This is a genomic window from Saccharopolyspora gregorii (assembly GCF_024734405.1).
GTDB classification, from domain to species: domain Bacteria; phylum Actinomycetota; class Actinomycetes; order Mycobacteriales; family Pseudonocardiaceae; genus Saccharopolyspora_C; species Saccharopolyspora_C gregorii.
The window spans coordinates 4,597,932-4,623,741 of the sequence record NZ_CP059556.1; the positions used below are offsets into that span (position 1 = coordinate 4,597,932).

General features: G+C 73.3%; 21 protein-coding genes. 11 read left to right on the top strand and 10 right to left on the bottom strand.

Going from position 1 to position 25,810, the window contains the following annotated elements; genetic code table 11:
• Window positions 1-197 precede the first annotated feature (197 nt).
• Window positions 198-1,754 (top strand): alpha/beta fold hydrolase, encoded by a 1,557-nt coding sequence (locus H1226_RS19995; protein WP_224955433.1) that lies wholly within the window; start codon window positions 198-200, stop codon window positions 1,752-1,754.
• Between the two features lie 429 nt (window positions 1,755-2,183).
• Here the strand turns inward: H1226_RS19995 and ligD are convergent, their stop codons facing one another.
• Window positions 2,184-3,215, bottom strand: coding sequence for a non-homologous end-joining DNA ligase (ligD, locus tag H1226_RS20000; RefSeq protein WP_258342058.1), 1,032 nt, complete (start codon window positions 3,213-3,215; stop codon window positions 2,184-2,186).
• A gap of 66 nt (window positions 3,216-3,281) precedes the next feature.
• Between ligD and H1226_RS20005 the strand changes: the two genes are divergently transcribed.
• Both H1226_RS20005 and msrB read left to right on the top strand, forming a co-directional pair.
• A complete protein-coding gene (locus H1226_RS20005; protein WP_224955431.1) occupies window positions 3,282-3,590 on the top strand; it encodes a hypothetical protein in 309 nt (102 codons plus the stop codon).
• A 47-nt stretch (window positions 3,591-3,637) separates the two neighbouring features.
• On the top strand, window positions 3,638-4,060 hold the full coding sequence (gene msrB / locus H1226_RS20010; RefSeq protein ID WP_258342059.1) for a peptide-methionine (R)-S-oxide reductase MsrB: 423 nt from the start codon (window positions 3,638-3,640) through the stop codon (window positions 4,058-4,060).
• A 40-nt stretch (window positions 4,061-4,100) separates the two neighbouring features.
• On the opposite strand, the gene H1226_RS20015 is transcribed toward msrB, so the two are convergent.
• Complete coding sequence (locus tag H1226_RS20015) at window positions 4,101-5,258, bottom strand: LLM class flavin-dependent oxidoreductase (RefSeq protein ID WP_258342060.1); 1,158 nt, start codon at window positions 5,256-5,258, stop codon at window positions 4,101-4,103.
• A 23-nt stretch (window positions 5,259-5,281) separates the two neighbouring features.
• Here H1226_RS20015 and H1226_RS20020 point away from each other — a divergent pair, with 23 nt between their 5' ends.
• Both H1226_RS20020 and H1226_RS20025 read left to right on the top strand, forming a co-directional pair.
• Window positions 5,282-6,043, top strand: a complete 762-nt coding sequence (locus H1226_RS20020) for a FadR/GntR family transcriptional regulator (protein ID WP_258342061.1) — start codon at window positions 5,282-5,284, stop codon at window positions 6,041-6,043.
• Window positions 6,040-6,744: a PDC sensor domain-containing protein gene (locus H1226_RS20025; protein WP_258342062.1), complete on the top strand. Its 705-nt coding sequence runs from the start codon at window positions 6,040-6,042 to the stop codon at window positions 6,742-6,744. The genes H1226_RS20020 and H1226_RS20025 overlap by 4 nt, the downstream gene beginning before the upstream one ends.
• Before the next feature lie 10 nt (window positions 6,745-6,754).
• Here H1226_RS20025 and hemQ read toward each other — a convergent pair whose 3' ends face one another.
• From hemQ to hemE, 3 genes are read right to left on the bottom strand one after another with little or no spacing between them, the layout of a single operon-like run.
• The gene (gene hemQ / locus H1226_RS20030) at window positions 6,755-7,450 is read right to left on the bottom strand and encodes a hydrogen peroxide-dependent heme synthase (RefSeq protein ID WP_258342063.1); all 696 of its coding nucleotides are present in this window, start codon (window positions 7,448-7,450) and stop codon (window positions 6,755-6,757) included.
• A 26-nt stretch (window positions 7,451-7,476) separates the two neighbouring features.
• A complete protein-coding gene (gene hemG / locus H1226_RS20035; protein WP_258342064.1) occupies window positions 7,477-8,886 on the bottom strand; it encodes a protoporphyrinogen oxidase in 1,410 nt (469 codons plus the stop codon).
• On the bottom strand, window positions 8,883-9,968 hold the full coding sequence (gene hemE, locus H1226_RS20040; protein ID WP_224955424.1) for a uroporphyrinogen decarboxylase: 1,086 nt from the start codon (window positions 9,966-9,968) through the stop codon (window positions 8,883-8,885). The genes hemG and hemE overlap by 4 nt, the downstream gene beginning before the upstream one ends.
• A gap of 216 nt (window positions 9,969-10,184) precedes the next feature.
• Between hemE and H1226_RS20045 the strand changes: the two genes are divergently transcribed.
• The 6 genes from H1226_RS20045 to H1226_RS20070 all read left to right on the top strand — a co-directional run bounded on the left by H1226_RS20045 (window position 10,185) and on the right by H1226_RS20070 (window position 17,918).
• Window positions 10,185-10,760, top strand: coding sequence for a DUF3000 domain-containing protein (locus H1226_RS20045; protein ID WP_373689966.1), 576 nt, complete (start codon window positions 10,185-10,187; stop codon window positions 10,758-10,760).
• Window positions 10,761-11,097: 337 nt separating this feature from the next.
• Window positions 11,098-11,814: a response regulator gene (locus H1226_RS20050; protein ID WP_037304891.1), complete on the top strand. Its 717-nt coding sequence runs from the start codon at window positions 11,098-11,100 to the stop codon at window positions 11,812-11,814.
• A gap of 113 nt (window positions 11,815-11,927) precedes the next feature.
• A complete protein-coding gene (locus H1226_RS20055; RefSeq protein ID WP_258349464.1) occupies window positions 11,928-13,181 on the top strand; it encodes a ribonuclease D in 1,254 nt (417 codons plus the stop codon).
• Between the two features lie 596 nt (window positions 13,182-13,777).
• Window positions 13,778-15,025, top strand: a complete 1,248-nt coding sequence (locus H1226_RS20060; protein ID WP_224955422.1) for a thiolase family protein — start codon at window positions 13,778-13,780, stop codon at window positions 15,023-15,025.
• On the top strand, window positions 15,022-17,127 hold the full coding sequence (locus H1226_RS20065; protein ID WP_258342065.1) for a 3-hydroxyacyl-CoA dehydrogenase NAD-binding domain-containing protein: 2,106 nt from the start codon (window positions 15,022-15,024) through the stop codon (window positions 17,125-17,127). The genes H1226_RS20060 and H1226_RS20065 overlap by 4 nt, the downstream gene beginning before the upstream one ends.
• A 209-nt stretch (window positions 17,128-17,336) precedes the next feature.
• Window positions 17,337-17,918, top strand: a complete 582-nt coding sequence (locus tag H1226_RS20070; protein WP_258342066.1) for a Uma2 family endonuclease — start codon at window positions 17,337-17,339, stop codon at window positions 17,916-17,918.
• 12 nt (window positions 17,919-17,930) lie between these two features.
• On the opposite strand, the gene H1226_RS20075 is transcribed toward H1226_RS20070, so the two are convergent.
• The 5 genes from H1226_RS20075 to H1226_RS20095 all read right to left on the bottom strand — a co-directional run bounded on the left by H1226_RS20075 (window position 17,931) and on the right by H1226_RS20095 (window position 25,638).
• Window positions 17,931-19,088, bottom strand: coding sequence for a sensor histidine kinase (locus H1226_RS20075; RefSeq protein ID WP_258349465.1), 1,158 nt, complete (start codon window positions 19,086-19,088; stop codon window positions 17,931-17,933).
• Window positions 19,089-19,090: 2 nt separating this feature from the next.
• Entirely contained in the window at window positions 19,091-19,777 is a 687-nt protein-coding gene (locus H1226_RS20080) for a response regulator transcription factor (protein ID WP_224955420.1), read from the bottom strand.
• Between the two features lie 96 nt (window positions 19,778-19,873).
• The gene (gene dxs / locus H1226_RS20085) at window positions 19,874-21,805 is read right to left on the bottom strand and encodes a 1-deoxy-D-xylulose-5-phosphate synthase (protein WP_258342067.1); all 1,932 of its coding nucleotides are present in this window, start codon (window positions 21,803-21,805) and stop codon (window positions 19,874-19,876) included.
• Between the two features lie 582 nt (window positions 21,806-22,387).
• Window positions 22,388-23,629 carry a class I SAM-dependent RNA methyltransferase gene (locus tag H1226_RS20090; protein WP_258342068.1) on the bottom strand — a complete coding sequence of 414 codons (1,242 nt, stop codon included), beginning with the start codon at window positions 23,627-23,629 and terminating at the stop codon, window positions 22,388-22,390.
• Entirely contained in the window at window positions 23,626-25,638 is a 2,013-nt protein-coding gene (locus H1226_RS20095) for an APC family permease (protein WP_258342069.1), read from the bottom strand. The genes H1226_RS20090 and H1226_RS20095 overlap by 4 nt, the downstream gene beginning before the upstream one ends.
• Window positions 25,639-25,810: the final 172 nt, after the last annotated feature.

Genomic DNA, 25,810 nt, shown 5'->3' on the forward strand with positions numbered 1-25,810 from the left:
TCGACCACCCGTTCCGCTCCGCTGTACCCGGCACCGGGGCGGCGCGCACGTCCGGCCCGAGTGCCCGGCGAACCGTAGCCGCCGCGGCGGGCGCGCCCAACCGGATTGCGACGAGGCACGCACCGCTCCCCCTCACCCGGTGCTCACGCCGATCATGCGATGCTCAGCGCAGATCCCGACCACGCAGAGGAGCAGTCGTGCCGCGCACCAGCCACCGCATCGGTGCTCTGCTGCTGCTCACCGCGCTGGTGGCGGGGTGCTCCGCGGGTCCGTCGCAACGGCCCGCCGTCGCCTACCGGGACGCCGAACAGCCGGTGGCGCCCGCCCCCGCGCCACCCGGACCGGCACCGCTGCCGGGGCTCGGCCCGTCCGCGGGCAGCGCGCTGAACTGGGCGGACTGCACCGGGGAGACCCGCGAGGAGCTGGCGTTGCCCGCGACCGGCCCGTCGTTCTCCTGCTCGCAGCTGCTGACCACGTTGGACTCGCCGGAGGCGCCCGCCGAGGGCACGACCCGCGCGGCGCTGCTGAGCACCGGCACCGGCGGCGTCCCGCTGGTGGTGCTGGGCGACGTGCACGGCGAGCCGGGCACCTCGGTGGCCGCGCGGCTGGCGCTGAAGCTGCCGCCGGAGGTGCTGCGCACCTTCCGGATCATCGGCATGGACCGACGCGGCACCGGCCAGTCGGATCCGGCGGACTGCATGCCGCCGACGCAGCGGGAGAACATCATCGGCTTCGACCCGCAGGCCACCGACCGGGCGTCGCTGGACCGGCTGCTGACCTCGGTGCGGGTGTCCAGCCAGGAGTGCCTGCTGGACCTGGACGACCGGTTGCAGGCCTACGACTCGTGGCGCACCGCGGCGGACCTGGAGGAGCTGCGGCTGGAGCTCGACGTGCCGAAGCTGCACGCCGTCGGGATCGGCGAGGCGACCCGGGTGCTCACCACCTACGCGCAGCGCTACCCGGATTCGGTGGGCCGGATGGTGTTCGACGGCGGGCTGGACCCGCAGCTGGACGCGATGGCCGTCGCCGGGGCGCAGGCGCAGGGCGCGGAGCAGACCTTCGACGCGTTCGCCGCCGACTGCGCCGCCCGGGGTTCCTGCCCGCTGGGTCCCGATCCGCGCCGCACCGTGCAGGAACTGGTGCAGCGGACGCGGGCGACGTCGCTGCCTGCCGCCGACGGGCCGGTGAGCGCGGGCAAGATCGTGCGGGTGCTGCTGCACGGCCTGGGCGAACCGGAGCGCTGGCCGCGGCTGGCATCGGCGCTGGCCGCGGCGAACTCCGGGGACGGGGCGCGGATCAGCGCGCTCGCCGCCCCGCTGGTGCGGGAGACCGGGGCCGATCCCGCGCGGCTCGACGGCGACCTGATCACCAGTTGCAACGACACCAGGCTGCGGCTGCCCGCCGAGCGGCTCGTGCACGTGGCGACCGAATGGACGGGGACGAACACGCTGTTCGGCGGCCTGTTCGCGCAGCGCCTCGCCTGGTGCGCGCAGTGGCCGGAACCGCAGGAGGAACCGCCGCCGCCGTCCGCGCCGGGCCTGCCGCCGATCCCCGTGGTGACCACCGAGAACGATCCGCTGGTGCCGGCGCAGGGCAGCAAGCACCTGGCGGAGCAGCTGCCGACGGGCGTCGCGGTCAACTGGCAGGGCACCGGGCACGGCGCGATCGGCCGCTCGGACTGCGTGACCGACGCGGTGAGCCGGTTCCTCGTGCAGGGCGCCTTGCCCGCCGAGGGCAAGGCCTGCCCCGCCTGATCACCCGTGCGCGCGGGTTCCGGGGGTGCGGAGTCCGCTGCCCCCGGAACCCGGTGCGTGCGATCAGCAGCCCGAGCAACACCCGCAGGAAGGACCGCTGCAACTCGCGCAGCAGCTGCAACCGCCGCTGGCCTGCGGGGTCGTCTCGTTCTCGGTGGGAACCATGGCGTTCTCCTCACGTGCTTGAGCACCAGCGGTAGCGAGCATGCGCGCCCGAACACCGCGGGTGACACCGCCGAGCGAGGGATCGGCCGTCCGCCGACCTGCTGAACAGGCGACATGCACCCATTGCAATCCGTCACCATCCCGCTCGGTGACCAGCACGCGGCCCCTCGTCCCGGTGTCGCCCGTTCCGGGAAGGCCGCGCATCGCGCTCCCGCGGCGTCCGACCGGCGTCGCGAGCGCGCCGGACGTCGCCGGCGGGAGCGCTCACCCGGCGCTCTCGTCGCCGCGCCGCGCTTCCAGGGACGCCTTGCGGGAGCGGGTGGGTTCGCCGGGCATCTTGGGGTGGTCGGGCGGGTAGGGGAGTTCGCCGAGGCCGCGGTCGCGGCGGTCCCGTTCGAACCAGTCCAGGGCGAGGTCCAGCTCGCCGGACGAGTCGTCCAGCCCGCGGTGCGGGTCGCCGCGTTCGGCCAGCAGACCGGGAACCGTGCCCAGGTCGAAGTCGTCCGGTTCCGCGTCCGGCAGCTGCTCCCAGGTCAGCGGCATCGACACGGTGGCGCGCGAGGTGCCGCGGATCGACCACGACGAGGCGACGGTGCGGTCCCGCGCGGCCTGGTTGAAGTCGAGGAAGACCCGCCTTCCGCGGTCCTCCTTCCACCAGGCGACGGTCGCCTGCTCGGGGATGCGGCGCTGCACCTCGCGGGCCAGCGCGATCACCGCGCGCCGCACCTCGATGAAGTCCCAGCGCGGCTCGACGCGCACCAGCACGTGCACCCCGCGGCCACCGGAGGTCTTCGGGAAGCCGGTGAGGCCGGCCTCCGCCAGCACCTCCCGCAGCACCTGCGCCACCGCCACGGCCTCCGGATATCCGGTGCCGGGCTGCGGATCCAGGTCGATGCGCAGCTCGTCGGGGTGCTCCACGTCCGCCGAGCGCACCGGCCACGGGTGGAAGTCCAGGGTGCCCAGCCCCGCCGCCCACACCAGCACCGCGGGCTCGGTCGGCAGCACGCTGTCCGCGGTGCGCCCCGACGGGAACGTCACCCGCACCGACCGCACCCACTCGGGGGCGCCCTTCGGCACCCGCTTCGCGTAGAACGGCTCGGACCCGACCCCGCCGGGGAACCGCTTCAACGTCGTGGGCCGGTCCCCCACCGCCCGCAGCAGCGGTTCGGCGACCGCCAGGTAGTACTCGGCGACCTGGAGCTTGGTGAACCCGCGCTCCGGGAAGTACACCTTGTCCGGGTGCGACAGCCGCACCGCCCTGCCCGCGACGTCCAGTTCCCGCGCTGCCTCCGCCATCCGCGCAGCGTAGGTCGGCGGCTCCGGCACTGCCTGCGACCGCCGTCCGCGGGCTACCGTGGGGCCATGGCGCCAGCAGGCCACGACCCCGACGCCCCGCGGGACCGGTTCGCCGACGACCTCGTCGGGCTGGACCCGCACGACCCGGAGGCGCGGGCCTTCGCCGAACACCTGGACCGGATGGAACGCCCCGGTTCGAAGGCCACCGTCGAAGGCATGCTCATCGGCGTCGACGACTTCGCCCGCTGCGCGAACCGGACGCAGGGGCACCGGCGCGTCGTGGTGGTGTTCGTCGTGCTGCTGATCCTGCTCGGCGTCGGCGTCACCGTGTGGAACGCGGTGGTCTTCATGCTCGGCGCGTTCCTCGGCGGGTGAGCGGGAGCACGCGGGCACTCGATCTTGCGAAGGGTTAGCGTGGACGCATGGATCCGGTCGTGGGCGCCACCCCCAAAGTCGTGAAGTCCGAGCAGGAATGGCGGGAGCAGCTCGGCCCGCAGGAGTACGCGGTGCTGCGGCAGGCCGCCACCGAAGCTCCGTGGACGGGCGAGTACACCGAGACCAAGTCGGTCGGCGCGTACGACTGCCGCGCCTGCGGGGCGGAGCTGTTCCGCAGCACCGAGAAGTTCGAGTCGCACTGCGGCTGGCCGTCGTTCTTCGACGCCCGCGACTCCGACGCGGTGATCCTGCGCGAGGACCGCTCGCTCGGCATGGTCCGCGTCGAAGTGCTGTGCGCGAGTTGCCTGAGCCACCTGGGCCACCTGTTCGAGGGCGAGGGCTACGACACCCCCACCGACCAGCGCTACTGCATCAACTCGATCGCCCTGCGGCACGTCCCGGAGAGCTGACCGGCCACACCGCCCGAGCGCCGCGGGAGCCGCGGCCGGGTCAGCCGAACGCGGGCATCAGGTGCTCGGCGATGAGCCGCAGCTGATCGGCCGCGCTCGGCACTCCCGGCACGTCCACCCCGGAGAAGGCGCGGACCAGCTCGGCATCGGTGACCGCCAGGACCAGGTGGTTCACCTCGGTCGGCGCGATGTCCCGCTGGATGCGCTCCAGGCACTCCTGCGGCGTCCCGGCGACCGACAGCTTCTCCGCGAGCTCCGGCGGGGTGAGTTCGTAGGCCCGCGCGAGGTCACCCGCGCCGACGGCGGCGACGACCTCGGCCAGCGAAGCCGGATCCACCCCGTTGCGGCGCAGCTGCTCAGCGGGCATCGCCGAGGCGTACAGGCCGATCATCGCCCGGGCCGCCCGCTTCGCCGCCGCCCCGTCCGGGCCGGTGGCGAACACGATCCAGGCGCCGATGTCCAGCCGCCGCCAGTCCCGCCCGGCCCGCTCCGCGCCGAGCCGGACGTTCGCGACCAGGTAGTCGTAGGCGTCGCGGGTGCAGCTCAACGCGTGGTGCACGCCGTCGGAGATCTCCCCCGCCAGCTGGAAGGACTTCGGGCCGCGCATCGCGCCCAGCAGCACCGGCAGCCGCTGCTGCACCGGGGTGGCGAAGGTGAACAGCCCGTCGTAGCGGAAGAACTCGCCTTCGAACGTGATCGCCCGCTCGTCCAGGAAGGTGCGGATCACGTGGTGCGCCTCCCGCACCCGGGACAGCGGCTTCGTCCGTGCCCAGTCGATGCCGTACTGGGCGAGCAACCCGAAGTTCCCGCTGGAGATCACCACCTCGGCGCGCCCGCCGGTCAGCTCGTCCAGGGTCGCCGCGGCCTGCGCGATCAGCGTCGGTTCGCGCAGCGTCACCGGTGAGACGCTCGGCCCGAACCGGATGCGGCGGGTCCGCGCGGCGGCCGCGGCGAACAGCAGCCACAGGTCCTTGTGCCAGGTCTCGTCGGCGGCGTACGCCGCGTGGAAACCCAGTTCGTCGGCCAGTTCGATCGTCGCCAGCGAGTCGGCCACCGGGTGGTCGGGCAACATCACGTAGCTGAACCGCATCCCGCTCCCCTCGACCAGTGCCCCGTGCAGTCTGCGCCGCCGGGTGATCCGGCCGAACCCGCCGGACGGGTAGATCCGGCCGGTGCACGGGAATCCGTCGTGGATCATGTGGAACGGTTCAGCATCACATCGTGGAGGGAGGTGCCGTGCCCGTCGACGAGACGCTGCGTTCGCTCCGGCGGTGGTCGCGGACGCCCGGGCCCGCCGACGCGGCGGGCGTGGCGGGCCGGATCGCCGAAGCCATCGTGCTGGGGCTGCTCCCCGACGGGGAGCGGGTTCCCGGCGGCGCGGAGCTGGCCGCGCTGCTCGGCTGCCGGGCCGAGGTGGCGCGGGACGCGCTCGGCAGGCTCGCCGGGGACGGCCTGGTGATCACCTCGGCGGTCGGGCCGCTGATCCGGCGCCCCGCCGATCCGCTGCTGGTAGCGGGCACCGCGCGGCTGCGGGAGCTGGACGCGCACGCGCTGCGGGAGATCTCCGACCAGCACTCCGCGATCGCGGGCACCGCCGCGCTGCTCGCCGCCGAACGCGCCACCGCCGACGAGCTGACCGCGCTGCGCGCGCTCGCCGCCGAGTTCGCCGCCGCCACCGGCACCACCGACCGGCGCAGGCTCGACGGGAGGCTGCACATCGAGATCGGCGCCGCCGCGCAGTCCTCCCGGCTCACCCACCAGGAGATCGCGTTGCAGACCGAGACCGGCGCGCTGCGCTGGCTGCCGTGGGCCGAGGCGATCCCGCACGGCGCCGAGACCGCCCAGCACGCGGCGATCCTCGACGCCATCGAGGCCGGCGCGGGCGACCGGGCCCGCGCCCTCGCCGAGGACCACGTGCGGGCCGGCATCCGGCGGCTCGTCGAATTCCGGCTGTGGTCCGGCGACCAGAGGTGCGGGCGATGAGCGCCGACGCGGCCGCCGCGCACATCAGCGGGATCCTCGACGACGCGGCGCGCTGGTGCACCGAGCTCGGCGAACGGCTGCGCGCCGCGCACGACGGCACGCCCGCGCTGAGCACCGAGGACCTGTCCGCGCTGTGGCAGCCGATCTTCGACCGGCTCGACGCGGAACCGGCGGTCCTCGCGGGCACCGGCGTGATCCTCGCCGACGACGTGCTCACCGACCGGGCGCACTGGCTGGAGTGGTGGCAGCACCGGCCCGCCGACACGCCCCGGTTCCTGCAGGTCGACCACGACCCGGACAGCGTCGGGTTCTACGACTACGCCGCGGCGCCCTGGTTCACCGCGCCCCGCGACACCGGGGCCGGCGTCGTCGTCGGGCCGTACGTGGACTTCGCCGGCACCGACGAGTACCTGGTGACGCTGGCCGTGCCGGTCCGCTCCGGGGACCGCTTCCTCGGGGTGGCCGCCGCCGACCTGCGCACCGGCGAGTTCGAGCGGGCGCTGCTGGCGCGGGTGGGACCGCTGCGGCCGCCGACGGCGCTGATCAACGGCGCGAACCGGGTGGTCGCCTCCAACACGCCGCTGCGGCTGCCCGGCACCCTCGTCACCGCGGGTCCGCTCGCCGCCGACCCGGGCCGGGAGATGCGCGCCGCGGCACCGCTGGGCGGGCTGCCGTGGCGCGTCGTCCGCGAACCGGGGTGACGGCGTCCGATCAGGGCAGGCGGGGCAGCAGCTCGGCCGGGGTGACGCGCTTGCCGGTGAAGAACGGCGTCTCCTCGCGCACGTGCCTGCGGGCCTCGGTGTAGCGCATCTTCCACATCAGGTCGACAATGCGGTGCAGCTCCGGCGCCTCGAACGCGAGGATCCACTCGTAGTCGCCGAGTCCGAACGAGGGCACCGTGTTCGCCCGCACGTCGGGGTAGTCGCGGGCCGCCATGCCGTGGTCCTTCAGCATCGTGCGGCGCTCGCCGTCGGGCAGCAGGTACCAGTCGTAGCTGCGCACGAACGGGTAGACGCAGAGGAAGTCGCCCGGGTCCTCGCCCATGATGAAGGCGGGCAGGTGGCTCTTGTTGAACTCGGCCGGGCGGTGCACCGCCACGTTGCTCCACACCGGGTCGGAGGCCTCGCCGAGCGTCGTCTCCCGGCGGAAACCGGCGTAGGCCTCCTGCAGGGCCTCGATCTTCTCGGCGTGCCACCAGATCATGAAGTCGGCGTCCGACCGCATGCCCGCCAGGTCGTAGACACCGCGCACCACGACCCCGGAATCCGCCAGGCCGTCCAGGTACTCCTGGGTCGCCGCGGCCGTCTTCTCCCGGTCCTCGGGCAGCGCGCCCGGTTCGACCTGGAAGACCGACCACATGGTGTAGCGGATGGTGTCGTTGAGTTCGGAGTAGTTCAGCCGCGCCATGCCCTCATCGTCCCACCACGGTCCGGTCATCCGGTCGCGAGGTGGCGTGTGATGCCGGTCGCGGCCGCCTCCCCGGTCGCCGCGCACGCGGGCACCCCGACGCCGTGCAGCGCCGCTCCCGCCAGTTCCAAGCCGTCGAGCTCCCCGACGGCGCGTTCCAGCCCGGCGACCAGGTCCAGGTGGTCCACGCCGTACTGCGGCAGGCCGCCGCCCCAGCGCACCACCGCCGCGTCCACCGGTTCGGCGTCGACCCCGGTCACCTCGCGCAGGTCGGCGAGCACGCCGCGCAGCAGTTCCGCGTCGGTGCGGCGCAGCAGCTCGTCCTGCCCGGTGCGGCCCACCGAGCCACGCACCAGCGGTTCGCCGCCGGTGCCGGTCAGGTGCGGCCACTTGCGGCTGGTGAAGGTGAACGCCTTCGCGGTGAACGGGGTCCCGTCGGCGTGCACCTCACCGCGGGCGACCAGCGTGCCGGAGGCCGCGGGCAGTTCGGTCCCGGCGGGCAGCGCGAGGCCGAACACGGCCATCGACGCCACCTCCACCCGGCCGAGCAGCTCCGCCGCGGCCGGGGACACCTCGGCCAGCAGCTTCCGCGCGGCGGGGGCGGGCACCGCGAGCACCACCGCGTCGGCCGCCAGCACGTCCGGTGCGGGCGCGGAACCGATCTCCAGGCGCCACCCGGCGCCGTCGCGGTGCAGGGCCCGCACGGGAGCGCCCAGCCGCACCTCCACGGCCGCCGAGTCGGCGAGCGCGGCGACGAATTCGCGGTAGCCGTGCCGGAACGCGCCGAACACCGGCCGCTTCCGCCCGTCCGGTGCCGGTGCGGGCAGCGCTGCCGCGGCCGCCTCGGTGATCGACTTCGCGCCCGCGTCGAGCGCGGCGGCCAGCGCCGGGATCGTGGCGCGCAGGCCGAGTCCGTCCGCGCTGCCCGCGTACACCCCGCCGAGCAGCGGCTCCACCAGCCGGTCCACCACCTCGTCGCCGACCCGGGCGCGCAGCAGCCCGCCGACGGAGGCGTCCGCACCGCCCAGCTCCAGCGGCGGCAGGTCGGCTTCGGCGCGCACCGCGGCCACCCCGGCCGGGGACAGCACGCCCGCCACCGACTCCGGGTCGGCGGGCACGCCCATCACGGTGCCCGCGGGCAGCGGGTGCAGGGCGCCGCCCGCGCGCACCCGCGCGGCGACCGGACCCGGGTGCACCACGTCCGCGGCCAGCCCGAGCTCTTCGGCGAGCCGCAGCACTTCGGGACGCCGGGCGAGGAACGCCTCCGCGCCCAGGTCCAGCTCCACCCCGGCCAGCGGCAGCGAGCGCAACTTGCCGCCCAGCGCGCCGGTCTGCTCGACCAGCACGATCTCCGCGTCCGGGCCCAGCGAGCGGCGCAGCCGGTGCGCGGCCACCAGTCCGCTGACGCCGCCGCCGACGACGGCGACGCGGGTCACGAGCGGGCGCTCTCGGCGTGCACCTGCCGCACGACCTCGGTGAGCACCCCGGGGTCGGTCGTGGGCAACACGCCGTGGCCCAGGTTGAACACGTGACCGGCGGCTTCCCGGCCCTCGGCGAGGATCCGGCTCACCTCGGCGCGGACCGCGTCCGGCCCGGCGAACAGCACCGCCGGGTCCAGGTTGCCCTGCACCACCGGCTCGCGGTCCGGGTCCGCGGCGCGGAGCCGGCGCACCGCCTCGTCCAGCGGGACCCGCCAGTCCACGCCGACCACGTCGGCGCCCGCCGAGCGCATCGAGCCGAGCAGCTCGCCGGTGCCCACCCCGAAGTGGATCTTCGGCACGTCCGGCGCCACCTCGGCGACGCCCTCGAAGATGCGCTTGCTGTGCGGCAGCACGAACTCGCGGTAGTCCCGCAGCGACAGCGCCCCCGCCCAGGAGTCGAACAGCTGCACCGCGTCCACCCCGGCGGCGAGCTGGGTGCGCAGGAAGGTCAGCGTCGTGTCGGCCAGCTTCTCCAGCAGCGCGTGCCAGGTGGCCGGATCGGAGTGCATGAGCGCCTTGGTCCGCTCGTGGTTGCGGCTCGGCCCGCCCTCGACGAGGTAGGACGCGAGGGTGAACGGCGCGCCCGCGAACCCGATCAGCGGGGTCTCGCCGAGCTCGGCCAGCAGCAGCCGCACCGCCTCCGCGACCGGCGCGACCTGCTCGGCGTCCAGCTCCGGCAGCGCGGCGACGGCGGCTGGGTCGCGCACCGGTTCGGCCACCACCGGCCCGGTGCCCGCGACGATGTCCAGCCCGATGCCCGCGGCGTACAGCGGCAGGACGATGTCGCTGAACAGGATGGCCGCGTCCACCCCGTGGCGGCGCACCGGCTGCGCGGTGATCTCGCAGACCAGGTCCGGCGTCAGGCACGCCTGCAGCATCGGGGTGCCTTCGCGGACCTTGCGGTACTCGGGCAGCGAGCGCCCCGCTTGGCGCATGAACCAGACGGGCGTGTGCCGGGGCGCGCCGCCGCGGGCGGCCACGAGCAGCGGGGCGTCGGCGAGGTCCCGGCGGGCCGAGACCGAAGCGGGTGAGGGCATCGGGGGCGCATCCACAAGGTCGAGGTGTCGGAGCCCGGCGCGGTTCCGCGGACGTCGGGCGGGCCACCGCGGCGCGGGCCGACGGCCCTGTCGGGGCCGTTCCGGACATCTTCGCAGACGCTCGCGGCGCCGGACGCGCGGGCAAGATCACGATCGGCCGCGGCGCCCGGCGTGGCGCCCACCCCGCGCCGATCCGGCGGCCTACAGTCCCGGTCCGTGACTGAGATGGCGGCGATCCCCGAGGAGTTCCGGCAGGCAGTGGCCGCGCTGGCCGCGCCCGCTCCGCGCGCCGAGATCGAGGTGACGGAGGTCCGCCCGCCGAAGCGGCTCGCGCCGTGGGCGTATGCGGTGGCGGCGGAGGCCACCGGCCCGGCCGACGAGCTGGCGACCGCCCGCCTGGTGCTGCTGCACGACCCGGACCGCCCGGCGGCGTGGGCGGGGTCGCTGCGGCTCGTGGTGTACCTGCGGGCCGAGCTGGACCCGGAGCTGGCCGCCGATCCGCTGCTGCCCGCGGTCGGCTGGTCCTGGCTGACGGACGCGCTGGAGGAGTCGGGGGCCGCGGCCGACGTGCTGGGCGGGACGGTCACGCTGACCTCCTCGGCCCGGTTCGGCGACATCGCGGGCCCGCCGCGCAGCCACGACCTCGAACTCCGCGGTTCGTGGACGCCGCGGGAGGCGGACCTGGGCGCCCACGCGACGGCCTTCCACCAGTTGATGTCCAGCGCAGCGGGCCTGCCGCCGGTCGGGGTGGCGGTGCTGGACCGGCGGTCGGCGCTGCGCGGAGAGGCTTGAGCCGCGATCTTTAACGATCGGGATTCCCCTCACGAGATCGCGAAAACCTCGCACAATTGGTTGCCCGGGCAACTTTCTCACGATGTGCAATCAAGGTCTGTCGCACGGACCCGCCAAGGCGTTACGCCAAACACCGAGACCCACCCAAATGAGTGACAAAAACGAACCGCAGTGACAACTCGATCGGGATAGATACCCGATTGATCGTCCCGCTGACCCGCTTGGGCGGTTACGCTGCCCCCGACGACACCACTTTCGGTCGATCAGTGGCGCGGCTGATTGGTCGAGAGTCCCGGTGCCGGTCGGGGGGCACGACCGACTCCAGGGAGGTAGTGACGTGGCTGCCGTCGGCTTAGGTCAGGCCGCTCGAACCACGCCCGCCGGCGCTTTGCCGGCCAACATGGTCCCGCACCCGCGGGAAGAGCTGTTCACGGTGCTCGTGGTGGACGACCATCCGCTGCTCCGGGAGGCCATCGCCGCCCGGTTGCTGCAGATGGGCGCCGGCACGGTGCACGAGGCCGCATCGATGGCCGAGGCCAGGGCTCGCGCTCTGGCCACCGGTCCGTGCGACCTCGCGATCCTCGATCTCGGACTCCCCGACGGGACCGGCATCGACCTGGTGACGGAACTCCGTACCCAGGGCTGGCCGCGAATCGTGGTGCTCGCTTCGTCCGACGACCCCTATGCGGTCCGGGCCGCCTTCCAGGCAGGCGCTCAGGCGTACCTGCTGAAGTCGGCCTCGCCGATGGTCGTCACCGACGGGGTGCGCCGCGTGCTCGACGGCGGCGTGTATGCCGATCCCAGCGTGGCTCCGGTGCTCGCAGCGGGCACTCGGGTCCCGGGAACCGACAACACGCCCCGGGAGCTGTCCGGACGTGAGGTCGAGGTGCTGCAACTGGTGGCCGATGGCCGATCCAACAAGGAGATCGGTGAGGCGCTCAACCTCTCCGCTCTCACGGTGAAGAGTCACCTGTCTCGGATCGGCCGCAAGTTGGGCACCGGAGATCGGGCGCAGATGGTCGCCCTGGCCATGCGGGCCGGGGTGATCAGATGACCGGATGATCCTGATCGGGTGAATCGAGGTCCCACCGCGATCGTCGGGTCCGGTCGGGCTTGACGACCTCGGGCTGGTCGCACCCGCGGGCGGACCGCAACACGTAAGGTCTGATATCCGTGGAAGCTGCTTGCCCCGAGTCCGTCGAGCCCGACCGCCCCGAGCCGGTGCTGCTCACCGAGCCCGCTGACGGCGTCCCGCCGGTGGTGGAGACTCCTGAAGCGCTGGAGACCGCCGCGGCCGCACTGGCCGCGGGGAGCGGTCCGGTCGCGGTGGACACCGAACGCGCGTCCGGATACCGGTACTCCCAACGTGCCTACCTGGTGCAACTGCGCCGGGAAGGCGCGGGGACGGTGCTGGTCGATCCGGTCGCGCTGAACGGTGCCCTGGAACCCCTGAAAGCGGCGCTGGCCGACACCGAATGGGTGTTGCACGCCGCGTCCCAAGACCTGCCCTGCCTGTCCGAGCTGGACCTGCATCCGCAACGGCTGTTCGACACCGAACTCGCCGGGCGGCTGGCCGGGTTCGACCGGGTCTCGCTGGGCACCCTCGTCGAGCGCATGCTCGGCTACCGGTTGGAGAAGGGCCACAGCGCCGCCGACTGGTCGCGCCGGCCGTTGCCCGCCGATTGGCTGGTGTACGCCGCGCTGGACGTGGAACTGCTGATCGACCTGCGCGCCGCGATGCACGACGAGCTGACCCGGCAGGGCAAGCTCGAATGGGCGTGGGAGGAGTTCGAGGCGGTGCGCACCGCCGAGCCGCCCCGCCCGCGCGCCGAACCGTGGCGCCGCACCTCCGGGATCCACCGGATCCGCAACGCCCGCCAGCTCGCCGCCGTCCGCTCGCTGTGGACGGTGCGCGACCGCATCGCCGCGGAGCGGGACATCGCACCGGGCCGGATCCTGCCGGACTCCGCCGTGGTGCAGGCCGCGCAGAGCGGCCCCGGAACCGAAGCCGAGCTGACCGCGCTGCCGGTGTTCGGCGGCAGGCAGCAGCGCCGCCGCGCCTCGACGTGGCTGGGCGCGCTGCGCGCGGCCCGCGAACTCCCCCAGGACGAGCTGCCGGTGGTCTCGCCGCCGCAGGACGGACCGCCGTCGCCGAACCGGTGGGCGGACCGCGACCCGGCGGCCGCCGCCCGGCTGTCCGCGGCCAAGTCGGCCATGTCGGCCATCGCCGAGGAGCACGGGCTGCCGGTGGAGAACCTGCTGCTGCCGGACCTGCTGCGGCGGCTGTGCTGGACGCCGCCGGAGGACCTCGGCGTCGAGTCGGTCGCGAACCGGCTGCGCGAACGAGGCGCCCGGGAGTGGCAGATCGGGCTGACCGCGACGCCGTTGAGCACCGCGCTGGAGGCGGAACCGGGCAAGTAGTCCTGGCGCGTTCGGGCCGCCGCCGCTCCCGGTGCGCGGAGCGGCGGTGCCCGACTGGACGCGGGATCGGCGGCGCAGCACGCCGATGAGCCGTCGGACGCCGGTGCCGTGGAAACCCGCGTTCCTCCTCCCCGGACGAGCTCCGGTCGCGGAACTCCACGGCCCGATCCGTCGACGGCCGCGGACGTGCGGCGACCGGACGCGGTCCGAGTCGCCGAGCTGGGCACGAGCCGTCGAGGTGGGCCCGATCCGTCGAGGTGGGCGGCGAACGCGTGCGCGTGCTCCGCCGCGGGTCGCTGCCGGGACCGCCGCGAACCGGTGCGGCCGATCTTCGCCGCGTCGTCGTCACCGAGCGCGCGGCAGCGGGGTGCGTAGGCTGGCCGCGCGATCTCCCGGCAGCCGAACCCGCAGGTGGGGCTGTGAGCGAACAGACATGGGCGCACCGCCCCGCACCCGGTGGTTACCGGTGGGTAATAAGCGCTAGAGTGGCTGTTACCGACCAGTAGCGGCGGGGCCGGCGCCCACTCCCGGACGATCGCCGCCGGGGCCGGTCCGGAACCCGCACAACGCAGGACCCACACAGTGAGGAGCACGCCGTGGTCGCACCCGCGTCGGCACCAGCCGACCCGCGCAGCGCACGTGCCGTACGGGACGTGGTCTTCGTCGACGGCGTCCGCACGCCGTTCGGCAAGGCAGGCAAGAAGGGGATCTACGCCGAGACCCGCGCCGACGACCTGGTCGTCAAGGTCATCCGCGAACTGCTGCGGCGCCACCCCGAGCTGCCGCCGGAGCGCATCGACGAGGTCGCCATCGCCGCCACCACCCAGATCGGTGACCAGGGGCTGACCATCGGCCGCAGCGCCTCGCTGCTGGCGGGCCTGCCGCAGTCCGTGCCCGGCTTCGCCATCGACCGCATGTGCGCGGGCGCGATGACCGCGGTGACCAGCATCGCGGGCGGCATCGGCTTCGGCGCCTACGACATCGCCATCGCGGGCGGCGTCGAGCACATGGGCAACCACCCGATGGGCGAGGGCGTCGACCCGAACCCGCGCTACGTCGCCGACAGCGTCGTCGACCCCTCCGCGCTGATCATGGGCTCCACCGCGGAGAACGTGCACGACCGCTACCCGAGCCTCACCAAGGAGCGCACCGACGCCTACGCGGCGCTGAGCCAGCAGCGCTACGAGGCCGCGCAGCTCGCCGGCAAGATCGCCGCAGACCTGGTGCCGGTCTCCACCCGCTCCGCCGAGCAGGGCTGGGGCCTCGCCACCGCCGACGAGCCGCCGCGCCCCGGCACCACGACCGAGGCGCTGGCCGGGCTCAAGACCCCGTTCCGCCCGCACGGCCGGGTCACCCCGGGCAACGCCGCCGGGCTCAACGACGGCGCCACCGGCTGCGTGCTCGCCGACGCCGAGACCGCCCGCGAGCTGGGCCTGCCCGTCGGCATGAAGCTCGTCGGCTACGCCTTCGCGGGCGTCGAGCCGGAGGTCATGGGCGTCGGCCCGATCCCGGCGACGGAGAAGGCCCTCAAGCGCGCCGGGCTCGACATCTCCGACATCGGGTTGTTCGAGATCAACGAGGCCTTCGCGGTGCAGGTGCTGGCCTTCCTGGAGCACTTCGGCATCGCCGACGACGACCAGCGGGTCAACCCGTGGGGCGGCGCCATCGCCTGCGGCCACCCGCTCGCCTCCTCCGGGGTGCGGCTGATGACGCAGCTGTCCCGGCACTTCGCCGAGCACCCCGAGGTGCGCTACGGCCTGACCACCATGTGCATCGGCTTCGGCATGGGCGGCACGGTCATCTGGGAGAACCCGAACTTCGACACCGCAGGGGGCGCGAAGTGAGCACGCAGACCGACTTCGCAGCGCTGTTCCCGGACGAGGTCGTCACCCAGGCGCACACCAGGCTGCTGAACGTGCCCGGGCTCGGCGGCGAGCTCGCGCTGATCACCATCGACAACGGCCACGACCACACCCGGCCGTCCACGTTCGGCCCCGGCGGGCTCACCGCGCTGAACGCCGCGCTGGACGAGGCGTTCGCCGCCGAGCCCGCCGCGATCGCGGTCACCGGCAAGCCGTTCGTGTTCGCCGTCGGCGCCGACCTCTCCGGCGTCACCCAGATCGCCGAGCGGCAGCACGCCCACCAGGTCGCGCAGACCGGGCACGACGTGTTCCGCAGGCTCACCGAGTCGACCATCCCGACCTTCGCGTTCGTCAACGGCGCGGCGCTGGGCGGCGGCCTGGAGCTGGCGCTGTCCTGCCACTACCGGACCGTCTCGGAGAGCGTGAACGCGATCGCGTTCCCCGAGTGCTTCCTCGGCCTGTTCCCCGGCTGGGGCGGCACCCAGCTGCTGCCGAACCTGATCGGCGCGGACGCCGCGGTCAGCGTGATCATCGAGAACGCGCTGAACCAGAACAAGATGCTCAACGCGAAGAAGGCCACCGGACTGGGCATCTTCGACGCGCAGCTGGAGAGCGCCGACTTCCTGGAGGAGTCGATCCGCTGGGCGGTGCGCGTGGTCGGCGGCGAGCAGACCGTGCAGCGCGCCGAGATCGACCGCGGCCAGGCCTGGGACGACGCGATCGCACGCGCGAAGGGCATCGTCACCGCCCGCACCCAGGGCGCCTCGCCCGCGGTCACCAAGGCCGTCGAGCTGCTCGAACTGGCCCGCGGCAACGACCTCGACGCCGGGTACGCGGCCGAGACCGAGGCGCTCGCCGACGCGCTGATGTCCGACGAGCTGCGCGCCGGGCTGTACTCCTTCGACCTCACCCAGAAGCGCGTCAAGCGGCCTGCCGGTGCGCCGGACAAGTCGCTGGCCCGCGAGGTCAAGAAGGTCGGCGTCGTCGGCGCCGGGCTGATGGCCGGTCAGCTGGCGCTGCTGTTCGTGCGCCGCCTCAAGGTGCCGGTGGTCATCACCGACGTCGACCAGGAACGCATCGACCGCGGCGTCGGCTACATCCACGGCGAGATCGACAAGCTGCTCGGCAAGGGCAGGCTCTCCCCCGACGGCGCGAACCGGCTCAAGGCGCTGGTCACCGGGTCGCTGGACAAGGCCGCGTTCGCCGACGCCGACTTCGTCATCGAAGCGGTCTTCGAGGAGATGACGGTCAAGCAGGAGGTGTTCGCCGAGCTGGAGCAGCACGTCTCCCCCGAGGCGATCCTGGCCACCAACACCTCCTCGCTGTCGATCACCGAGATGGCGTCGAAGCTGACCAACCCCGAGCGGGTCGTGGGCTTCCACTTCTTCAACCCGGTCGCGGTGCTGCCACTGCTGGAGATCGTGCGCGGCGAGAAGACCGACGACGCCTCGCTGGCCACCGCGTTCTCGGTCAGCAAGCAGCTCAAGAAGTCCAGCGTGCTGGTCAAGGACGCCCCGGCGTTCGTGGTGAACCGGCTGCTGACCCGCTTCATGGGCGAGATCATCGCCGCCGTCGACGAAGGCACCCCCTTCGACGTCGCCGACCGCGCGCTGACCCCGCTGGGCCTGCCGATGAGCCCGCTGGTGCTGCTGCAGCTCGTCGGCCCGGCCGTCGCGCAGCACGTCAACGAGACGATGCACGCGGCGTACCCGGACCGGTTCGGCATCAGCGAGAACCTGCAGCGGTTCGTCGAGGCCGGCAAGACGGCCGTGTGGCAGCAGGACGAGCAGGGCGGCCAGGTCGTCGACCCCGAGGTCGTCGCGCTGTGGGAGCAGGGCTCGAACCCGTCGACCTCCGAGCAGGTGCGGGACCGGGCGCTGCAGGCGCTGGCCCAGGAGATCCGGCTGATGCTGGACGAGGGCGTCGTCGCCGAGGCGCAGGACATCGACCTGTGCATGCTGCTCGGCGCGGGCTGGCCGTTCTGGCTGGGCGGCATCACCGCCTACCTGGACCGCTCCGGCATCGCCGAGCAGGTCAACGGCGCGCGGTTCCTGCCGAAGGGCGTGGCCTCGGTGCCCGCCTGATCGCGTAGGTCGCAGGAAGGGCCGGGGTGGGCACGTCCACCCCGGCCCTTCGTCGTCCGATGCGGTGGATCTTCACCCGTATCCGGTCATCGCTGCGGCTGCGAAGAACCGGTGTTCTCACCGGCGGTGATGTAGTCCCCATCTCCGATCGTGCCTAAGCTGGAGCTGTCACGATGGAGCCCGTCCCCAGGGAAACGAGGTGATGACCGGTGGTCGCGCCGATGCAGCACGAGCTCGGGCCGTTCACGGTCGCGGACTGGCACGCGCTCCCCCCTCGTGAAGACGGCTCGCGCCTTGAACTGATCGAGGGCTACTGGCTCGTGACACCCGCACCATCCGGACAGCACCAATGGGCCGAGAGCGAACTCATCCGCATCCTGAAATCCGCCCTGCGCCGAGCGGGACGCTCGGACCTCTACGCGCTGGGCGGAGTCGGCGTCGAGATCAACGTCGCGCAACAGAGCGCGCTGATCCCGGACTTCCTCGTCCTCCGCACTCCCCCGGTCGGCAACTCCTTCAGACCGGAGCACGTGCTGCTGGCAGGCGAGATCTGGTCTCCCGGCAACACCTTCCGCGAGAAGCAGGACAAGTTCACCCACTTCGCCGCCGTCGGCGTGCCGTTCTTCTGGAGCATCACCCAGGACCGGCGCGGGCCCGACGAGCTGACCGCCTACCGCCTGGAAGACGGGCACTACGAGGTGAGGGAACAGGTCCTGCTGGGCTCGGGCAGGAAAGCCGTGACCGCCGCTCCGGTACCCGTCGAACTCGACGTCGCCGACCTCCGCCTCTGACGGGGCACCTGATCAGAACGTGGGCAGCTCAACGGCGACGGTGAGCCCGCCGCCTTCGACGGGCAGGGCGGTCACCCTCCCGCCGTGGGCGGTGACGGCGGCGCGGACGATGGACAGGCCCAGGCCCGCGCCGGTGCGGGCGGTGCGCTGCACACCCGCTCGACGGAACGGGGCGAAGAGGGCGTCCACCTGATCGGGGTCGATCAGCGGGCCCGAAGACGACACCCGCAGCAGCGCCGAACGCCCGGCGATCGTCGTCACGACCTCGACCCAGCCACCGTCGACGTTGTGGCGCACGGCGTTCTCCAGCAGGTTCTCCGCGATCCGTTCCAGCAACGCCGGATCGCCCAGCACGAACACCGGCTCGCCGTGGCAGGTGATCCGCACCGACCGCGCCTGCGCCTCGGCCTCGACGCCGCGCCGGGCTCGGACCGCGACCTCGTGGAGGTCCACCCGCTCCCGCTCGGCCAGCTCCGCGCCGTCGGTGCGGGCCAGCAGCAGCAACGCCTCCACCAGCCGTTCCGCCCTGGCCGCGGCCTCGCGCAGCACCTCCGCCATCCGGCGCAGCTCCTCGGCGTCGGCGTCCGGGTCGCTCAACGTCACGTCCAGCTCGGTGCGGATCACCGCCAGCGGGGTGCGCAGCTCGTGGCTGGCGTTGGCGACGAAGCGGCGCTGCGAGTCGAACGCGGCCTGCAGCCGGTCGAGCATCGCGTCGAAGGTGTCGGCCAGCTCCGCTACCTCGTCGCGCGGACCGCCCAGCGCGATCCGCTCGTCCAGCGACTCCGCGGACAGCCGCCGCGCCGAATCCGTCACCTCCTGCAGCGGGCGCAGCACCCGGCCGGTCACCGTCCACGCCAGCACCGCCGCCGCCAGCACCACCGCCACGAACGCGGCGCCGCCGGCGGTGAGCACCTGGTGGCGGGCGGAGGCGCGCAGCGCGGCCCCGAGCTGCTCGGCGGGCACCAGCGCCTCGCCGACCCGGACCAGGCCACCGGGTGGAAGGCGCGGCACTCCCGCGACGACGTTGCCCACCAGCAGCCAGCCCAGCCACAGCAGCAGGGCGCTCACCGCGGCCACCAGTCCGGTGGCCAGCAGCGTCAACCGCGCGCGCAGCCCGGGACCGCGCCGGATCAGCGGGCGCAGGCCGGGTGGCACCGCCGGACGGCCCACGCTCACGCCCCGGTGTGCTCGGCGCGGCCCGCCGACGGCACCCGGTAGCCGGAGCCGACGACGGTGTCGATGACCGCGGGCTCGCCGAGCTTCTTGCGCAAGGTCATCATCGTGACCCGCACGGTCGTGGTGAACGGGTCGGCGTGCTCGTCCCACACCCGCTCCAGCAGCTCCTCCGAGCTGACCACCGCGCCACCGGCCGCCAGCAGCACCTCCAGCACGCCGAACTCCTTGCGGGTCAGCTCCACCTCCGAGCCGTCGCGCCGCACCACCCGCCGAGCCGGGTCCAGCTCCAAGCCGCGCGCGGTCAGCAGCGGCGGCACCGCCGGAGTCGCGCGCCTGCCCAGCGCCCGCACCCGCGCGATCAGCTCCGGGAACGCGAACGGCTTCGCCAGGTAGTCGTCGGCGCCCAGCGACAGGCCGTCCACCCGGTCCTGCACGGTGCCGCTGGCGGTCAGCATCAGCACCCGGGTGAGCTCGCCGGAGGACACGACCTCGCGGCACAGCTCGTCCCCGGACATCACCGGCAGGTCCCGGTCCAGCACGATCACGTCGTACCGGGTGATCGACGCCTTCTCCTGGCCGCTCTCGCCGTCGTAGGCGACGTCCACGGCCATGCCTTCCCTGCGCAGCCCGCGGGCGACGGCGTCGGCCAGCGGCTGCTCGTCCTCCACGACAAGGATTCGCACCGGTTCACCGTGCCACAACCGGCGCGGGCGGGGATCACCAGCGGGCGCACGGCTGCCCCGCCACCACGCGGGTGGCGGGGCCGCCGGTCGTGCTGCTCAGGCCTCGCGGCGGGCCGGACCGTCCAGCTCGGCGACCTGCTGCTTGTCGCGGAGCCGGTTCGCGACCCACTCGGTGACGCGGCGCGCCACGTCCTGCTCGGTGAGGCCCAGGTCGGCCAGCACCTGCTCGCGGGAGGCGTGCTGCAGGAACTCGTTGGGCACCGCCAGGTCGCGCAGCGGCACGTCCACCCCGGCGTCGCGCAGCGCGGCCGCCAGCGCCCAGCCGAATCCGCCGTGCCTGCCGCCGTCCTCCAGGGTGACGACCAGCTCGTGCTCGGCGGCCATGGTCACGACCTGCTGCGGCACCGGCGTCACCCAGCGCGGGTCGACGACGGTGACGCCGATGCCCTGCGCGGCCAGGCGCCGCGCCGCGGCCACCGCGGTCTCGCCGAACGCGCCGACGACGGCCAGCAGCACGTCGCTGCGCTCGCCCCGGTCCGGCCGGTGCAGCACGTCGACGCCGCCGACGCGCTCCAGCGCCGGGACCTCCTCGATGACCGAGCCCTTGGAGAACCGCACCACCGTCGGCCCGTCGTCGACGGCGACGGCCTCGCGCAGCTCCTCCCGCAGCGTCACCGCGTCGCGCGGCGCCGCCACCCGGATGCCCGGGATCAGGCCGAGGATCGACATGTCCCACATGCCGTTGTGGCTGGCGCCGTCGTCACCGGTGATGCCGGAGCGGTCCAAGGTCACCGTCACCGGCTGGCGGTGCAGCGCCACGTCCATCAGCAGCTGGTCGAACGCGCGGTTCAGGAACGTCGAGTACACCGCGAACACCGGGTGCAGCCCGCCCATCGCCATGCCCGCGGCGGAGGTCATCGCGTGCTGCTCGGCGATGCCCACGTCGAAGCAGCGGTCCGGGTAGGCCTTCGCGAACTTGTCCAGGCCGGTCGGCCCGAGCATCGCGGCGGTCATCGCCACCACGTCGGAGCGCTCGCCACCGATGCGCACCAGCTCGTCGGAGAACACGTTCGTCCAGCTCTTCGGCGTCGGCGAGGTCGGCAGCCCGGTCTCCGGGTTGATCACCTTCACCTGGTGCATCTGGTCGGCCTCGTGGTTCTCCGCCGGGGCGAAGCCGTTGCCCTTGCGGGTGACGGCGTGCACGATCACCGGGCCGCCGAAGGAGCGCGCCATCGCCAGCGCCTGCTCCATGGCCTTCATGTCGTGCCCGTCGACCGGGCCGAGGTACTTGATGCCGAGGTCGGAGAACATCACCTGCGGGCTGAACGCGTCCTTGAGCCCGGACTTCGCGGCGTGCAGGCCGGTGTAGAGCGGCCTGCCGACCACGGGCAGGTTGCGCAGCGTGCTGCGGCCGCGCTCCAGCGCCTTCTCGTAGCCCGGGTTGAGCCGCAGCGCCGAGAGGTGCTCGGCGAACCCGCCGATGGTGGGCGCGTAGGAGCGGCCGTTGTCGTTGACGATGATGACCAGCGGGCGCTCCTGGTCGGCGGCGATGTTGTTCAGCGCCTCCCAGCACATGCCGCCGGTGAGCGCGCCGTCGCCGACGATCGCCACCGCGTGCCTGCCGCCACCGGTGAGCTGGAACGACCGGGCCAGCCCGTCCGCGTAGGACAGCGAGGTGGAGGCGTGCGAGTTCTCCACCAGGTCGTGCTCGCTCTCGGCGCGCGACGGGTAGCCGGACAGGCCGTCCCGCTTGCGCAGCCGGTCGAAGCCCTCCTGACGACCGGTCACGATCTTGTGCACGTACGCCTGGTGCCCGGTGTCGAAGACCACCGCGTCCCGCGGTGAGTCGAACACCCGGTGCACCGCCAAGGTCAGCTCCACGGCGCCCAGGTTCGGGCCGAGGTGCCCGCCGGTGCGGGACACCTTCTCGATCAGGAAGGAGCGGATCTCAGCGGCCAGCTCCACCAGCTCACCGTGCTCCAGGCGTTTCAGGTCGGCCGGACCTTGCACGGATTCCAGCAGCGTCACCGCTCCACCTCGTTCGTCATCCCGCATCACATGCCTTCACCACCGGGGCGGGGCGCCTCGCGACGGCCGGGCTCACCCTCGGGGAACCGCGACCAGTCTACGGAGCACGACCACCCGCTCCGGACAAGGTACGCACGCCACCGGGGAGGCCGGATCACCGGTCAAGGCGACGCCCGCACCGGTCTCACCGGCCACAACGAACACCCGGCGACAACTGGGAACGGCTTGCCCAGCGGGATTTCCTCCAGTCGAGCGGACCAGCACCACCCGTTCCGACCAACGCGACCACCCACCGCACACACTCCACCTTCGAGGAGCAGGCCCGCCCGGCCCGGAGATCCCACCCAGCAGCCCGAACCGCCGACCTCCGCGGGAGTTCCCGTCTGTTTCCTGTCAGCGGCGAAGCCGCTGAGCAGCGACCACCTGATCAACCGGACCACCCGCGGGTTCTCAGCTGTTCCCTCGCGAGGACAGCGATTTCCCTCGTGGCGGAGCCACTCGGGAAATCGATCCCGCAGCGAGGGAACAGCTGAGGTTCCGCCACCCCACCACTACGCAGCAGAAGACAGCGGAGAAAAGGCGTCACCCCCGGGTCAGCAGGGCTATGCATTCCATGTGATGAGTCATCGGGAACGCGTCGAACGCCTCCAGGTCCGCGAGCCGGTAGCCCTGCTCGGCGAACAGGCTCACGTCCCGCGCCAGCGCCGCCGGATCGCAGGCCACGTGGACCACGCGCTCCGGTCCCGCCGCGCACACGGCCTCGACGATGCGGCGCCCGGCGCCCTTGCGCGGCGGGTCCAGCACCACCACGTCCGGTGCGGGCAGCTCCTCGTCGGCCAGCACCTCCTCCACGGCGCCCGCCCGGAACGACACCTGCGGCAGGTCGCGGAGGTTCGCCACGGCGTCCTCGGTGGCGCGCCGCGAGGACTCCACCAGCAGCACGTCCCCGGCGGGCCCGGCCTGCTCGGCGAGCACCGAGGCGAACAGCCCCACCCCGCCGTAGAGGTCCCAGGCCACCCCTCCCGCCGGCACCTGCGCCATCCGGGCGACGACCCGCGCGAAGGTGTCGGCGGCCGCCGGGTGCACCTGCCAGAAGCCGTCCGCGGACACGTCCCAGGAGCGGCCGGCGGCCTGCTCCCGCGCCGTGGCGGAACCGTGCACCGGCGTGCTCACGACGGCACCGCGCTTGCCGCGGCGGCGCTGCGGGGCGCGTTCGCGCAGGGTCACGTGCACGGCGGCGTCCGCGTCGGTGGCGACCTCCAGTTCGGCGCCCTGCGGCCACTCCCGGTCGGCGAGCCCGTCCAGCGCGCCGCGCACCGTGATCGGGCAGTCCTGCACCGGCAGCACCCGGTGGCTGCGGTGCGGGTGGAACCCGGGCCGCCCGACCCGGTCCACGGACAGCCGCACCCGGGTGCGCCAGCGCAGCGGCCCGCCGGGCAGCTCCTGCACCTCGACGGACCGGTCCAGCCCGGCGAGGCGCTGCAACTGCTCGTGCAGCACCGCCGCCTTCAGCTCCCGCTGCGTGCCGTGGTCGGCGTGCTGCCAGTCGCAGCCGCCGCAGCGGTCGTGGCCCAGCGCCATGTCGGCCAGCGGGCACGGCGGCGCGACGCGCCCTTCGGCCGCGGTGAACACCTCGACCGCGTCCGCCCGGCAGAAGCCCTTGCCCGGGTCGTCGGTGACCTCGGCCAGCACCACCTCACCGGGCAGCGCGTGCCGCACGAACACGACACGTCCCTCGTGCCTGGCCACGCAGTGGCCGCCGTGCGCGACCGGCCCCACGTCCAGCTTCAGGCGCCTGCCGGTCCAATCCAACTTCGCGGTCACCGACGTTCAGTCCCCTTCGATTCGCCCAAACCGCGGCGCAACGCGCCCGGCATCACCCGGGTCTTGGCACGCTGCTTCGCCCGGGTCGACGACGCGAGCTGCCACGGCACGCTCGTCACCATCACCCCCGGCTCGAACAGCAACCTGCCTTTGAGCCGCAACGCGCTCTGGTTGTGCAGCACCTGCTCCCACCAGCGCCCCACCACGTACTCCGGGATGAACACCGTGACCACGTCGCGGGGGCTGTTGCGGCGGATCCGCTTCACGTACTCGATCAGCGGCCGGGTCACCTCACGGTACGGGGACTCGATGACCTTCAGCGGCACCGGCATGTCCTTCGACTCCCAGGTGGCGGTGAGCTTCCTGGTCCCGGCGTCGTCGACGTTCACGGTGACCGCTTCGAGCGTGTCGGGGCGGGTGGCGCGCGCGTAGGCCAGCGCGCGCAGCGTCGGCAGGTGCAGCTGCGAGACGAGCACCAGGGCGTAGTTGCGCGACGGCAGCACCGCGGGCTCGGCGTCGTACTCCGCCAGCTCCTCCTGCACCGAGTCGTAGTGCCTGCGGATCGCCGTCATCAGCAGGTAGATCGCGCCCATCGCCGCCAGCGCGATCCACGCGCCCTTCGCGAACTTCGTCACCAGCACGATCACCAGCACCGAACCGGTCAGCACCAGCCCGAACGCGTTGATCGCCTGGGAACGCCGCATCCGGCGCCGCGCCGCCTGGTCCTGCTCCTTGCGCAGCAGCCGGTTCCAGTGCCGCACCATGCCGGTCTGGCTCACCGTGAACGACACGAACACGCCCACCACGTACAGCTGCACCAGCCGGGTGACCTCGGCGTCGAAGGCCAGCACCAGCACCACCGCGAACGCGGCGAGGAACAGGATCCCGTTGGAGAACGCCAGCCGGTCGCCTCGGGTGTGGAACTGGCGCGGCAGGTAGCGGTCCTGGGCGAGGATCGAGCCGAGCACCGGGAAGCCGTTGAACGCGGTGTTCGCCGCCAGCACCAGGATGATCGCGGTCGCCGCCGTCACGAAGAACGCGCCGGGCGGGAACACGTCGAACACCGCGCCCGCGATCTGCGCCACCATCGTGTGCTGCACGTAGCCGGGCGGCGCCGAGGTGATCTGCGCCGCCGGGTTCTCCGCGAGCCGCACCCCGGTGAGCTGCGCGAGCCAGATCAGGCCCATCAGCATCGCCACCGAGATGGCGCCCATCATCAGCAGCGTCGTCGCCGCGTTGCGCGACTTCGGCTTCTGGAACGCGGGAACGCCGTTGCTGATCGCCTCCACCCCGGTCAGCGCGGCCGCGCCCTGCGAGAACGCGCGCATCACCAGGAACACGAACGCGAGCCCGGCCAGCTGGTTCTCGTCCGGCATGACCTCGACGCCCGCGCTCTCCGCGCGCATCGGCTGGTCCAGCACCACGGCCCGGAACAGGCCGAACACGATCATCCCGAGCACGCCGAGCAGGAACGCGTACACCGGCACGGCCAGGAAGCCGCCGGATTCGCGCAGGCCGCGCAGGTTGATCGCGGTGAGCACCACGATCGCCGCGACCGCGAACCACTCCTTGTGGGTGGCCACGAACGGGATCAGCGCGCCGACGTTCGCCGCCGCCGAGGAGATCGACACCGCGACGGTCAGCACGTAGTCGACGAGCAGCGCGCTGGCCACCGTCAACCCGGCGTGCCTGCCGAGGTTCACGGTCGCGACCTCGTAGTCGCCACCGCCGGACGGGTAGGCCCGCACGTTCTGCCGGTAGCTGGCCACCACGGTGAGCATCACCAGCGCGACCAGCGCTCCCACCCACGGCGTCCACGCGTACCCGGACAGGCCCGCCACGGACAGCACCAGGAAGATCTCCTCCGGCGCGTACGCCACCGAGGACATGGCGTCGGAGGCGAACACGGGCAGCGCCAGCCGTTTCGGCAACAGCGTGTGCGACAACCGGTCACTGCGGAACGGACGCCCTACCAGCAGGCGTTTCGTCGCGGTCGCGAGCTTGGACACGGGCATGAGCGTAAGTGCTCCGCTCGCGCGCGCCGCCGGGCCCGCCCGTGGCGCAGGTCTCCCCGCCCCCGGCCGCGTGACCGGCGCCGTCGGCCTCGGCTACCGTGCACACGCTGAGAGCGGCGGTTCCCCGTCGGCGAGCGTGCGGCAGCCGCGCAGCCACCTCGCCGGG

What these genes read in the sequence shown, in the direction of transcription:
- H1226_RS20025 (WP_258342062.1), top strand. Translation starts at nt 6,040, where the DNA reads ATGAGCGCCGACGCGGCCGCCGCGCACATCAGCGGGATCCTCGACGAC.
- H1226_RS20015 (WP_258342060.1), bottom strand. Translation starts at nt 5,258, where the DNA reads ATGATCCACGACGGATTCCCGTGCACCGGCCGGATCTACCCGTCCGGC.
- hemQ (WP_258342063.1), bottom strand. Translation starts at nt 7,450, where the DNA reads ATGGCGCGGCTGAACTACTCCGAACTCAACGACACCATCCGCTACACC.
- H1226_RS20005 (WP_224955431.1), top strand. Translation starts at nt 3,282, where the DNA reads ATGGCGCCAGCAGGCCACGACCCCGACGCCCCGCGGGACCGGTTCGCC.
- msrB (WP_258342059.1), top strand. Translation starts at nt 3,638, where the DNA reads ATGGATCCGGTCGTGGGCGCCACCCCCAAAGTCGTGAAGTCCGAGCAG.
- hemE (WP_224955424.1), bottom strand. Translation starts at nt 9,968, where the DNA reads ATGCCCTCACCCGCTTCGGTCTCGGCCCGCCGGGACCTCGCCGACGCC.
- ligD (WP_258342058.1), bottom strand. Translation starts at nt 3,215, where the DNA reads ATGGCGGAGGCAGCGCGGGAACTGGACGTCGCGGGCAGGGCGGTGCGG.